This window comes from Acinetobacter sp. CE-15 (assembly GCF_051059255.1).
GTDB classification, from domain to species: Bacteria; Pseudomonadota; Gammaproteobacteria; order Pseudomonadales; family Moraxellaceae; genus Acinetobacter; species Acinetobacter guillouiae.
Map to the genome: position 1 here is coordinate 3619264 of NZ_CP192737.1, position 13454 is coordinate 3632717.

Here is a 13454-nt window from a genome sequence, read left to right on the forward strand (position 1 = left end):
TTATGCATATACAATTTAATGATCTTTTCCTCCTTATGCAGGAACAACTCGACGGCATAAAAGTTGTTCCCAATCCTGATATATTAATTGAGTTAATCAATCGTATCAGACCCAGTGACAGCCACAATTTAGAAGAAAGTCAAAATAAATTTGATGCTTTAATTCAAGCACTGCTCACTACACCCAATGCATCTTCTGCATTTCAAGGTTACTTACTCAAGCTGGTCAATCACTATAAACAAGCAGGATTGTATGCAGATAGTGGGATTTTATCTTTAGACGGCTTTTGGAATCAGCTTGGGCAACGTATTGGTGCACATTTTCTACCTTTATTGACAGACGAATCAGATCTCAAAGATTTGGTTGGCAAAGTGTTTCACCAACGTAGTGATAAATATTGGCTGGAAAATATCAGTGAAAAGAAATGGGAACAATTGTTCCGATTACTCAATCAAGGTCATCGTTATAAAAACGATAAATTGGGAATTAAACGCGATATTGTCAAAGCCATTACTGTGCTTTCCTATCGAATCAGTGGTATTGGCTTATATCCTGAATTTATCAATGCCTACCCTGAGCTTCAAGAATATGAATCGCCTTTTTTAGTTCAAAACCGTGAAATTGTTGAGTTTATAGAAGCGTATAAAAAGCAGCATCGCGATGAAGATGAGTTTGCTGTGGGTATTCCTCCAGATGCAGACCAAGCATTGGTCATGATTGAACAATGTCGTGATGTGGTACAGAAAATCCGTCGAGCAATCAAGCGGATTGGGGTGAGCTTAAGTCTGACCTATTTACTCTCGCTACTAGAACAATGTATTGATCGAATCGAACTCTTACTCAATCTTCTGGTCGAAGATGACCAGATTCGTTATCAGCTCTGCGGTGAATTGCTCACTGACTTAGTCAATGCACACTATAGTGAAACCAGTGTGCGTGATTTGCTTAAAACCAACAGTGAATTAATTGCACTACAAGTCACTGAAAATGCCAGTAAGACAGGCGAACATTATGTAAGTACCGATAAAAAAGGTTTCTTTGGTATGTATAAAGCAGCTGCAGGTGCAGGTGCGATTATTGCAACCATGGCAACCCTGAAAATACTGACTGCACGTTTAGTCCTTGCGCCATTTTTGCATGCTTTTCTCTACAGTATGAATTATTCATTGGGTTTTATCCTGATCCATGTTTTGCACTTTACTGTAGCAACCAAACAACCAGCTATGACAGCGGCCGCACTTGCATCAACAGTTCAGCACCAAAAAGGTTCAAAAACAGCGCAAATTGCTGAACTTGCCGGACTGATTATTAATATTATTCGGACCCAGTTTATTGCAATTCTGGGAAATATTTCGATTGCGATTCCTACTGCCGCATTAATTACCTATCTCTGGCAGCTGTCAATGCATGAACCACTTTTGACGCATGCTAAAGCCACAACCTTACTCGCCAGTCTAAATCCATTTACTTCATTGGCAATTCCTCATGCAGCAATTGCCGGTGTTTGTTTATTTTTATCGGGATTAATCGCTGGATATTTTGACAATATGTCAGTCTATCGAAAAGTCGGTCCCCGCTTAAAAGCTCACGTAAAATTGAAAAAAATGATGGGACAAGCCAGACTGGACAAGTTTGCAGACTATATCGAGCGAAACTTAGGCGCTTTAGCGGGTAATTTTATCTTTGGGATCATGCTTGGAAGTATGGGAACCATTGGTTTTATCTTAGGTTTACCTTTAGATATCCGCCATATTGCGTTTGCTGCTGCCAACTTTATTCAAGGCTTAATGACCATTAATGGTTCACCTGATATTGGCCTCATCATTGTGTCTTTCCTTGGCGTGTTGTGTATTGGTTTGACCAACTTATTTGTCAGCTTCACGCTCACCATTATTGTGGCACTCAGAGCAAGACAAGTTCGTTTTTCGCAATGGAAACCATTGGCAAAACTCATATTTACCCATTTTTCTACCCGTCCTTTAGATTTCTTCTGGCCGCCAAAACAACCCTTACAACTTGAAGATGAGGCAAACTCACAAAGCAAACTAAATCACTAGGATTTTTGTTATTTTTTGTGCAAATTGTTAAATATTTCACAAAAAGAAATTAGTATAAATTACCTAAATTTACTCACTTGAAAAAAAGTGTACTGGCTAGTACACTTCGGTTGATTAAATAAACTTAACGTACGCAATTATATACTCTAGGTTAACTTATGCCTTACGTATTGCTCCTTATTGGCTGTATAGGTTTACTTATTGGGAGTGTTGGTTTAAACATTAACCAGGTACAACAGTTTGATTTTTCAAGCGTTGTATGGATGAGTTCACACCGTTTAGAGGTCTTAAATGGTCTAGCACTCACCCTATCCTATCTGGGCGGCTTACCGTCAATGATCGTGATTGCAGGGCTATGTAATTTATATTTCATACGCCTAAAACAATATGCAAATGTGCTGATGATCAGTATTGGACTGCTCGGTGCTGCGGCAATTGGTTGGATACTCAAATATCTGGTCAATCGTCCTAGACCCGATGAAATCTACCAAATGGTGCAAACCTATGGTGCTTCATTTCCTAGTGCTCACAGCATTTATGCAGCGATTGTATGCTGTTCGATTATGTTTATATTTCAAAAGCATCGCCAAGTTAAATGGATTAGCTTGGGGGGCTTTTTATGGTTTCTAAGCATGGGGGGCTCTAGAATTTATCTAGGGGCACATTTCCCAACTGATGTACTCACTGGATGGAGTATAGGTGTCATATGGGCTGCAATTTTATGGCTCATACTGTCACGAGAAACGTTAAGACAGAACAAATTATTTTTAGATAAGAATCTAAACGAGGTGGAATAATGATGTCGGCAAAGCTTTGGGCTCCTGCCCTTACTGCTTGTGCTCTCGCAACAAGTATTGCACTTGTAGGCTGCAGCAAAGATCCTAAATCAGCACAACAAGCTGGTGGTGCTGCCCAAAAAATGCCGCCGACTGAAGTTGGTGTCATTGTTGCTCAGCCACAAAGCGTAGAACAAACTGTTGAACTTTCGGGTCGTACTTCAGCGTATCAAATCTCTGATGTTCGCCCACAAACAAATGGTGTGATTTTAAAACGTTTGTTTACGGAAGGTAGTTTTGTTCGTGAAGGCCAACCTCTTTATGAGATTGACTCGAGCATCAATCGTGCAAACTTAGACAGTGCAAAAGCAGCTTTAGTACGTCAGCAAGCAAACTTAAATGCCTTGCAGGTTAAAGCAAATCGTTATCGTCAACTTGTCGGCATCAATGCTGTTTCTAAGCAAGAATTTGATGATTTGCTTGCACAAATCAAACTTGCTGAAGCAGATATTGCAGCGTCAAATGCTGCTGTTAAAAATGCACAAATTGACCTAGGTTATTCGACTGTTCGTTCACCTATTTCAGGTCAATCTGGTCGTTCTTCAGTTACTGCCGGTGCTTTGGTGACTGCAAACCAAGCCAATGCTTTGGTTACAATTCAGCAACTTGACCCAATTTATGTAGACATCAGCCAATCAAGTGCTGAGTTATTACGTCTACGTCAACAGTTAAGTCAAGGTAGTATTGATCGTAGCAATAACACCAAAGTTCGTTTAAAACTTGAAGATGGTAGCTTCTACAGTGTGGAAGGAAACCTTGCATTTTCTGATGCTAGTGTAGATCCAAGCACTGGTTCTGTAACTTTACGTGCAGTCTTCTCAAATCCTAATCATTTATTATTGCCAGGTATGTTTGCCAATGCGCAGATCGTACAAGGCGTAATTCCAAATGCTTACTTAGTTCCACAAGCAGCAATTACACGTACCCCAACTGGCCAAGCAATCGCGATGATTGTAAATGCTAAAGGTGTAGTCGAAAGCCGTCCTGTAACAACTGTAGGTGTTCAAGGTAAAGATTGGATTGTCACTCAAGGCCTAAATACTGGCGATAAAGTGATTGTTGATGGTATTGCCAAAGTAAAACCAGAACAAGCTGTGGTTGCTAAACCGTATCAGCCTCAAGCGGCTGCACCCCAAGCAGGTGCTAAACCAGGTACAGCAGCACAACCTGTTCAACAAAATAAATCTAGTGAACAAAAAGCTACTTCAAATGCATAAGGGGTAGACGAATATGGCTCAATTTTTTATTCATCGCCCCATTTTTGCGTGGGTGATTGCACTGGTAATTATGTTGGCGGGTATTCTGACGCTGACAAAAATGCCTGTTGCTCAGTATCCAACAATTGCTCCGCCTGTGGTGACAATTTCTGCAACTTATCCTGGCGCTTCTGCACAAACTGTTGAGAACACGGTAACTCAGATCATTGAACAACAAATGAATGGTCTAGATGGTTTACGTTATATCTCATCGAACAGTGCGGGTAATGGTCAAGCATCAATCAACCTGAATTTTGAACAAGGTATTGATCCAGACATTGCACAGGTTCAAGTACAGAACAAATTACAATCAGCGACTGCACTGTTACCTGAAGATGTACAACGTCAAGGGATAAAAGTGACCAAATCTGGCGCGAGTTTTATGCAAGTACTTGCATTTTATTCGCCAGATGGCAGCCTGTCTGGGGCTGACATTAAAGACTATGTAAACTCAAATATTTCTGAACCACTGAGTCGTGTTGCAGGCGTAGGTGAAATTCAAGTCTTTGGTGGTCAATATGCAATGCGTATCTGGCTAGACCCAGCTAAAATGACCAGTTTGCAAGTTACACCAAGTGACATTGCTGCTGCCATTCGTGCGCAAAACTCACAAGTGGCTGTAGGTCAATTGGGTGGTGCTCCAGCGGTACAAGGTCAAGTCCTCAATGCGACTGTCAATGCACAAAGCATGTTGACGACACCTGAACAGTTTAAAAATATTTTCCTGAAAAATACCGCTTCGGGTGCTCAGGTTCGTTTAAGTGATGTTGCACGTGTAGAACTCGGCTCAGATAACTACCAATTTGATTCTAAATTTAATGGTAAGCCTGCTGGCGGTGTAGCGATTAAATTGGCAACAGGTGCAAATGCACTTGATACAGCCGCTGCTGTAGAAAAACGCCTCAGTGAACTCCGTAAAAACTACCCAGATGGTCTGAAAGATAAGCTTGCTTATGACACCACACCATTTATCAAACTTTCAATTGAAAGTGTGGTACACACGTTAATTGAAGCAATCGTTCTTGTATTCTTTGTGATGTTCTTGTTCTTACAGAACTGGCGCGCAACGATTATCCCAACAATGGCAGTTCCTGTGGTTGTACTGGGGACATTTGCAGTTATTAATATTTTCGGCTTCTCAATCAATACCTTAACCATGTTCGCCATGGTACTGGCAATTGGTCTATTGGTCGATGATGCCATCGTTGTGGTTGAGAACGTGGAACGGGTGATGCAAGAAGAGCATACGGGTCCAGTTGAAGCCACTGAAAAGTCGATGAAACAAATTTCAGGTGCTTTGGTCGGTATTACCAGCGTATTGACTGCCGTATTTGTGCCAATGGCATTCTTCGGTGGTACTACAGGGGTAATTTACCGTCAGTTCTCGATCACGCTCGTTACTGCAATGGTTTTATCATTAATCGTTGCTTTAACTTTTACCCCTGCGCTTTGTGCGACATTGTTAAAACAGCATGATCCAAATCAAGAACCAAGCAATAACATTTTTGCGCGTTTCTTCCGTTGGTTTAACCGTAGCTTTGATAAAGTAGCTGAGAAATACCAAGGTGGTGTCAATCGTATGACCCATCATAAGATCTTCTCTGGTGTGATCTACGTTGCGGTAATTGTTGCCTTAGTCGGACTGTATAAAATGCTCCCCTCTTCTTTCCTACCAGAAGAAGACCAAGGGATGGTTATGACATTGGTTCAGTTACCACCAAGTGCCAGCCTTGAACGGACAGATAAAGTCATCACGACCATGACCGATTACTTCTTAAACAAGGAAAAAGCAAACGTAGATACTATATTTACAGTTTCTGGTTTCTCGTTTACTGGGGTTGGGCAAAATGCTGGTTTAGCATTTATGAAGTTGAAAGACTGGAGTGAACGTACCACACCTGAATCACAAATTGGCGCCATTATCCAACGTGGTATGGCACTGAATATGATTGTCAAAGATGCATCTTACATCATGCCATTGCAATTACCAGCAATGCCAGAATTAGGTGTTTCATCAGGTTTTGACATCCAATTAAAAGATGCAAGTGGTCAAGGCCACGAGAAATTGGTTGCTGCACGTAATGCTGTTTTAGGTATGGCTTCTCAAGACAAACGTCTTGCTGGTGTTCGTCCAAATGGACAAGAAGATACCCCTCAATATCAAATCAACGTTGACCAAGCGCAAGCTGGTGCAATGGGGGTTAGTATTGCAGATATTAATTCGACCATGAGCATGGCTTGGGGTGGTTCTTATATCAATGACTTCGTTGACCGTGGTCGTGTGAAAAAAGTTTATGTTCAAGGCGAATCAAGCGCTCGCATGATGCCTGAAGACTTAAACAAATGGTATGTACGTAATAATAGCGGCACTATGGTTCCATTCTCTGCATTTGCAACAGGCCAATGGACTTATGGTTCACCTCGTCTCGAGCGTTATAACGGTGTAGCTTCTGCAAACATTCAAGGTACACCAGCACCGGGGGTAAGTTCGGGAGATGCGATGCTTGCTATGGAAGAAATTATTGGTAAGTTACCGTCTATGGGCTTAACAGGTTTCGACTATGAATGGACGGGTCTATCTTTAGAAGAACGTGAATCTGGCAGTCAAACTGTTCCGCTTTTAATTCTTTCATTGCTTATCGTGTTCCTTTGCCTTTCAGCTTTATATGAAAGTTGGTCAATTCCAGTTTCAGTATTGCTGGTCGTACCATTAGGTGTTATTGGTGCATTTACGTTAACTTGGTTGGGCATGGTCATCAAAGGTGACCCTAACTTATCATTTAACATCTACTTCCAAGTCGCGATCGTTGCAGTCATCGGCTTGTCTGCAAAAAATGCGATTTTGATTGTAGAGTTTGCAAAAGAGTTGCAAGAACAAGGCGAAGAATTGTTTGAAGCGACATTGCATGCTGCAAAAATGCGTTTACGTCCAATTATCATGACAACCTTAGCGTTCGGTTTCGGTGTATTGCCACTTGCTTTATCAAGCGGCGCTGGTGCTGGTAGCCAACACTCAGTCGGTTATGGTGTATTGGGTGGTGTAATTAGCTCAACACTTTTAGGTATCTTCTTTATTCCTGTGTTCTTCGTATGGATTCGTAGTATCTTTAAGTACAAACCTAAAAATCAAAATATTCAGGAGCATAAATCGTGATGCAAAAAGTATGGTCTATTTCAGGTCGTAGCATTGCGGTATCTGCACTTGCGCTTGCTTTGACAGCGTGTCAAAGCATGCGTGGCCCAGAACCCGTAGCTCAGGCGAACATACCAACAGGTTATATTCAAAATAACGGTGGTACATCTATTGCTGAACAAGGTTATAAAGAGTTTTTTGCAGATCAACGCTTACTTCAAGTACTTGATCTTGCTTTAGCCAATAACCGTGATTTACGTACAGCAACATTGAACATTCAACGTGCTCAACAAGCCTATCAAATCACTGAAAACAATCAGCTACCAACGATTGGTGCAAGTGGTGGCCTGTTACGTCAGGATCAAGGTGTAGGTGCTCAAACACGTTATAATGTTGGCCTTGGTGTAACTGCTTATGAGTTAGACTTCTGGGGTCGAGTAAAAAGTTTAAAAGACAATGCGCTTGATACTTATTTATCGACTGCTAGTGCACGTGATGCAACGCAAATCAGCTTAATTAGTCAAGTTGCGCAAGCTTGGTTAAATTACTCTTTTGCCAGCGCACAACTTAAGCTCGCTGACCAAACATTAAAAGCACAGCTTGACTCTTATAACCTCAACAAAAAACGTTTTGATGTCGGTATTGACAGTGAAGTGCCTGTTCGTCAGGCTCAGATTTCTGTTGAAACTGCACGTAATGATGTTGCCAATTATAAGACTCAAATTGCACAAGCTCAGAACTTGCTAAATCTGCTTGTTGGACAATCAGTTCCAGACAACTTATTGCCAACACAACGTGTAACGCGTATTACTTCAAATGCTGCGTTCGCATCAGGTTTACCAAGTGACTTGCTGAACAACCGTCCAGACGTCAAAGCGGCTGAATACCAACTTTCTGCTGCTGGTGCAAATATCGGTGCTGCGAAAGCGCGCTTATTCCCAACCATCAGTTTGACGGGTACTGCAGGTTATGCATCTACTGATTTAAGTGATTTATTTAAATCAGGTGCTTTCGTTTGGTCTTTAGGTCCTAGTCTTGATATTCCGTTATGGGATTGGGGCACACGTAAAGCGAACATTAAGATTTCAGAAACAGATCAACAAATTGCGTTATCTGACTATGAAAAATCAATTCAATCTGCTTTCCGTGAAGTCAATGACGCATTAGCGACTCGCCAAAATATTGGTGATCGTCTTTCTGCTCAAAAACGTTTAGTTGATGCAACCAATACAACCTATAAACTTTCAAATGCCCGCTTCCGTGCTGGTATTGATAGTTACTTGACTGTTTTAGATGCTCAACGTACTTCTTACTCTGCTGAACAAGGTTTATTGCTATTAGAGCAAGCGAACTTAAACAATCAGGTAGAGGTTTATAAAACCCTTGGTGGTGGTCTAAAAGCCAACACTGCGGATCAAATTGCACAACCGGCCTCTTCATCTGAATTGAAATATCATTCAAAAGATAAAAAAGTCAGTTAATCTCAGTTTGATGATCAAAGCTCACTTCGGTGGGCTTTTTTTATTGCTTTTTGATGGATAATTTCCTATGTTTGAAGCAATACATCATCAATGAATATTTAAAATGAAACTCAGTAATTTAGAAACTGTTCCAGCACATGTCATAAAGCAACAGCTTGATGTCGTTTATGGAAGTACCGTCCGTAGTAAACATGTTGGACGTGACTTTATGGCTGGTCTAAAAAATATTGTCGGTGGTGAACTCAAAGGCTATACCGAGTTATTAGAAGAATCGCGCCAAGAAGCCATGAATCGTATGATTGAAAAAGCACATGGTTTAGGTGCCAATGCAATTGTTGGAATCCGTTTTTCCACCTCTAATATTGCGCAAGGTGCATCAGAACTTTTTGTCTATGGTACTGCGGTCATTGTTGAACCGACCACAACTCAACTTCCTGACCCATTTTCAAAATAGGCGAAACAGATGGATGGTTTAATTTTTAAAATTGGGCTCACACTGGTTCTGTTTTTTATTGGTTGGGGTTTTGGACGTTTTATTGAACAAAAGCATTTAAAAGAATTGGCAGACAATGAACAACGGCTTGCCCATATTCGGATTGATACCAATAAGTTCCAAGTCTCTGAAAAGCAAGGGCAACTTATCAGTAGTAATGTGGTGATTTCGCATGATTATTTTAAATATATTATTGCGCAAATTCAGAACTTCTTTGGTGGTCGTTTAACCACCTATGAGAGTGTCGTCGATCGCGCACGTCGAGAGGCAATTGTTAGATTAAAACAGGAAGCTGAAAATATTGGAGCTACGCATATTATGGGCTTACGTTTAAGTACCACAGAACTCGGTATGCAAGGTGGAATGGTTGAAGTCTTTGCCTATGGAACAGCAACTTAATCTCACTCCTCTTTTTAAATAATCATCATGATTTTTTCATTAGAATACACGATCTTTGTTGGACGGTTTGATTTTGTATTCTGGTGATGTAAAAATCATGAAATACCTTGATCATAACAAAAATGAAAGAATCTTAACTTCATGAACAGGTTAGATATCATGAAAGCTTTAGCACTTAAAATAAGTATCGGATTACTGTCTATGCTTCCATTCACAATAAATGCAGAATTGATTGTATTGGCTTCACCACAAAGTCAGGATAAATACTATGCAGAAAAAATCGATGATATCTTTGATTTCCATGTCGATTATGCAAAGAAAATTATTCAAAATGGTGACAATGTGATGATCTTAACCGATCAACAACTTTACCCTGATTATGTCAAAGCACTGGGTAAACAGCATGTCACCCTCGCGCCTATGCAAGATATTTGGATGCGTGATTTTAGCAGTGCCAATCCCAATCAACCTGTTCTTTTTCGTTATACCGCAGCAGGACAAGGTGGAACCAAAAAAGCTCAAGCCATTTCTGATGATGTTCAAGCAGACTTTAAAGCCTATAGTCAAAAAGCTGGTTTAAAATTTACCCAGACTCAACTGCTCAATGATGGCGGTAATTGGGTTGAAGATGGTTATGGCAATGTTGTGTTAAGCACCAAGTTCTTAGCTGACAATCATTTAACCGAAACCCAAGCTAGAGCACAACTGATCCGTTTGACAGGTGCTAAACATATTGCATTTATTGAAGCAGATGAACAAGGCGGTTTAGAACATGCGGATGGTGTCGTAAGTTTTATAGATCAGAATACTTTAGTGATTAACACCTATCCTGAAGATCCTGACTACGCCAAACAGTTAAAGATCGATTTAAAACGCGGTATTCCAGATATCAAAATTCATGAAATCACTACACCTTATGATGGTAGTGAAATTTATGATGAGAAATTTGGTTCAGCTTGTGGCTTATATACCAATATGCTGGTTACGCCTGAGCGTATTTATTTTCCGCAATTTGGTATTAAACAAGATGCACTGGCATTACAGCAAATTCGTCGTCTAACCAAACGAACTGTCATTCCAATTCACTCTGCACAGGTGTGCCATATGGGCGGTGGAGTACGCTGTATGTCATGGCAATTACGAGGCAAAAATGCTGAATTGTTATTAAACTACTTCAATAAAACACATTAAATATTTCATTTATCGCCATTAAATACCCTGTTATTTTAAAAGCATTCATCTTTTAGCTCACGACTAACTTTTAGCTCGCTAACTAGAAGATGAATGTTTAATCGTCAGCTTTACGCTGCAATGACTTAACCTTATTGATATTCTTGACAGTATTGCCTATCAGTACTGATATTCATCTTTAAATTTTTTAGGAAATTGATATTTTTCCCCATCAAATTTTAAAACAAACCGTTGTTGCGATAATTGATGATTAACTTCTTGGCAATCTTCGTTGATCACTTGCGTCTGGTAGCGTTTAATTTTGCTATTGACCAAAATATCCGTATATTTCTTGGTTTGGGTTGACTGCATCACTAAGGTTGAAGCGCGTTCTTCAATATCTGCATTACACTGCATATCCGTTTCTGCCCGATAACGTTCAACTATCAGACTATCTAAGATTTGTTGTTTATTTTTAAGGTCATATAAGTTTAAAACTTGCATAGAAAAAGGAAAGGGTTGTGAGTGACCTGAGTAGTTTAATCTTAGACCCAAAGCTCGGTTTGAATCAGTGACTTTATAATTTGCAGTATCCAGCTCAATAGAATTTAAGCTAATTGCGTCCGAAACCATGCGTTCTACAACAGCATAGTGATAAATCACCTTTAAATTTTTTGGATTAAACTTAAATAAGTCTAAAGCATAATCCCTTTCTTCTGCATTTTCTTTTACAGGAATCCATTGGGCATAGGCCATGATCATATTTGAATTATCGACCGGATCGAGTTTACAGTCGATTAAAGACTGTTCAAACTTTACAATTTTAGCCTGCTTCAATATTTGCGCAACAACTTGAGTATCATCACAAATATTTGCATAAACGGCACTGATCAATATGAATTGTAGACTGATGGCTTTAAAAATTATTTTCATTAGATTTAACATCTTTTTTTGTGCTTATAGAGACGGAACATATTAAGAAAAAGCGCTTATACAATGTATAAACGCCTTCTCAATACATACAAAAGTTATTAATTTTTAATCACTTTACTTTCATCTTGCGAATCATTTTATAAAGTGTCGATGGTGATAGGCGAGAAACCAACACACCCAATTTTTCTTTACGCCCACCCACGACAATATATTCTTGACCTTTTAATAAAGCGGAAACCGTTTTCTGCGCAAAATCATCGGCTTCTAAACCATTTTCAATGGCTTCATCCTGATGTGCCTGTGCTTTTCCTGCACCATTTAAAGCATTGAAAGATACGTTGGTTTTCACAAAACCAGGGAAAATAACAGAAACATTAACACCATCTTGTGCCACTTCTGCGCGTAAACTGTTTGCCCACATATGAATCGCTGCTTTTGCTGCAGAGTAAGATGCACGATATTGCGTCCCCAATAAGCCTGCAACGCTAGAAATATACGCAATTCGCCCAGATTTTTGAGCTAAAAAGGTTGGTAAAACCAATTTGGTCAAAAACACTTGAGAAAAGTAATCAATTTCCATAATTGCACGTTCAGTTTGCATACTGGTATCTGCAATCAATGCTCTTTGGCTTAAGCCCGCATTGTTGATCAACCAATCAATACGCCCTTTTTCATCTAAGACTTGTTCATAGGCATGGCGTACTTGCGCTTCATCGGTAATATCCATTGCCACGGAAATATGATGATCTGGGTTAAGAAGACTAATACGAACTTTTTCAAGTTCTTCTAAACGTCTTGCGCTTAAAACCACTTGTGCACCTTGCAAAGCACATTCAGCAGCCAAGGCTTTACCAATCCCTGAAGATGCGCCTGTAATCCAAACCACCTTTCCTTCTAAGCTTTCCATTTTATTATGCTCTTGAATATGGTGAATAAATATTAGACCACGTGACGCACCAAATCAATCAAACCTCCCTTTTTAGAGATTAAGCCTCAACTAAAAACTTTTTAAAGTGCGCTGCATAATGTTGCGCCTTTTCTACATTGCGAGGATTGTATTCATCGCCAACTTTTTCTAAGCGCTTATAGCCTGTACTGGTGATCATATTGATCACACCATTTAAGGTTTTATCAACTACAAAGTTAAATTTTAACAAAGTCTTAGGATCCCGAATAAACTCTGATACACCGAGGTCAATAATTTTAACCAAATTTTTTAGTGTCACAGGCAAAGCACTGGTATCCCCTTGAATGACCTTTTGAATATTACTGGTCGCTTCTTTACCTAGATGGCTGTCTAATTGGTAGTACATCACCACTTGGCTTGCATCGGAATCTTCAAACTTTTTAAGAATATGATTTGCCACAGGTTTTAAACGATCATTACTAAACAACGAAATCGACCACGGCATATATTTTTTAAAAGCCCCTTCAATCTGCGTAAAAATTTGTTCTGCTTCTTTCAGTTTCTTCTGACCATTCGCATCTAGCGCAGAGTTATTCCGTTGCTCTTCAAGCAAAGCACCAAAGACTTGATCTAGCACTTGGCATGACATTTCCGTAAAGACATTACCTAATTGTTTTGCCAGATCACTTTTTTCGCCATGATTTAAACTTTGGGTAATGCTTTTTAACTCTTGGTACGTCTGCTGTTTAATCAATAAATCGATTTTATACTGCATTGTTATCTGTCCTT

At 39.8% G+C, this 13454-nt stretch carries 11 protein-coding genes; 8 read left to right on the top strand and 3 right to left on the bottom strand.

Going from position 1 to position 13454, the window contains the following annotated elements:
* The first annotated feature begins 2 nt into the window (after window positions 1-2).
* The 8 genes from ACQ7EO_RS16665 (at window position 3) to ACQ7EO_RS16700 (ending at window position 10846) form a co-directional block, all read left to right on the top strand.
* Window positions 3-2057 (top strand): site-specific recombinase, encoded by a 2055-nt coding sequence (locus tag ACQ7EO_RS16665; RefSeq protein ID WP_034615660.1) that lies wholly within the window; start codon window positions 3-5, stop codon window positions 2055-2057.
* Window positions 2058-2215: 158 nt separating this feature from the next.
* Complete coding sequence (locus tag ACQ7EO_RS16670) at window positions 2216-2854, top strand: phosphatase PAP2 family protein (protein ID WP_004819553.1); 639 nt, start codon at window positions 2216-2218, stop codon at window positions 2852-2854.
* The gene (locus ACQ7EO_RS16675; RefSeq protein WP_034615663.1) at window positions 2854-4110 is read left to right on the top strand and encodes an efflux RND transporter periplasmic adaptor subunit; all 1257 of its coding nucleotides are present in this window, start codon (window positions 2854-2856) and stop codon (window positions 4108-4110) included. Before ACQ7EO_RS16670 ends, ACQ7EO_RS16675 begins: the two co-directional genes overlap by 1 nt.
* A 13-nt stretch (window positions 4111-4123) precedes the next feature.
* A complete protein-coding gene (adeJ, locus tag ACQ7EO_RS16680; RefSeq protein ID WP_034615665.1) occupies window positions 4124-7303 on the top strand; it encodes a multidrug efflux RND transporter permease subunit AdeJ in 3180 nt (1059 codons plus the stop codon).
* A complete protein-coding gene (adeK, locus tag ACQ7EO_RS16685) occupies window positions 7303-8763 on the top strand; it encodes a multidrug efflux RND transporter AdeIJK outer membrane channel subunit AdeK (protein WP_004722574.1) in 1461 nt (486 codons plus the stop codon). The genes adeJ and adeK overlap by 1 nt, the downstream gene beginning before the upstream one ends.
* Before the next feature lie 103 nt (window positions 8764-8866).
* Window positions 8867-9217, top strand: a complete 351-nt coding sequence (locus ACQ7EO_RS16690) for a YbjQ family protein (protein ID WP_004819546.1) — start codon at window positions 8867-8869, stop codon at window positions 9215-9217.
* Between the two features lie 9 nt (window positions 9218-9226).
* Complete coding sequence (locus ACQ7EO_RS16695) at window positions 9227-9655, top strand: YbjQ family protein (protein ID WP_004819543.1); 429 nt, start codon at window positions 9227-9229, stop codon at window positions 9653-9655.
* A 159-nt stretch (window positions 9656-9814) separates the two neighbouring features.
* A complete protein-coding gene (locus tag ACQ7EO_RS16700; RefSeq protein ID WP_434278072.1) occupies window positions 9815-10846 on the top strand; it encodes an agmatine deiminase family protein in 1032 nt (343 codons plus the stop codon).
* 159 nt (window positions 10847-11005) lie between these two features.
* Here ACQ7EO_RS16700 and ACQ7EO_RS16705 read toward each other — a convergent pair whose 3' ends face one another.
* The 3 genes from ACQ7EO_RS16705 to ACQ7EO_RS16715 all read right to left on the bottom strand — a co-directional run bounded on the left by ACQ7EO_RS16705 (window position 11006) and on the right by ACQ7EO_RS16715 (window position 13440).
* Window positions 11006-11770 (bottom strand): hypothetical protein, encoded by a 765-nt coding sequence (locus ACQ7EO_RS16705; RefSeq protein ID WP_434278074.1) that lies wholly within the window; start codon window positions 11768-11770, stop codon window positions 11006-11008.
* 97 nt (window positions 11771-11867) lie between these two features.
* The gene (locus ACQ7EO_RS16710; RefSeq protein WP_151801273.1) at window positions 11868-12665 is read right to left on the bottom strand and encodes an SDR family NAD(P)-dependent oxidoreductase; all 798 of its coding nucleotides are present in this window, start codon (window positions 12663-12665) and stop codon (window positions 11868-11870) included.
* Window positions 12666-12744: 79 nt separating this feature from the next.
* Window positions 12745-13440, bottom strand: coding sequence for a hypothetical protein (locus tag ACQ7EO_RS16715; protein ID WP_239046331.1), 696 nt, complete (start codon window positions 13438-13440; stop codon window positions 12745-12747).
* Window positions 13441-13454: the final 14 nt, after the last annotated feature.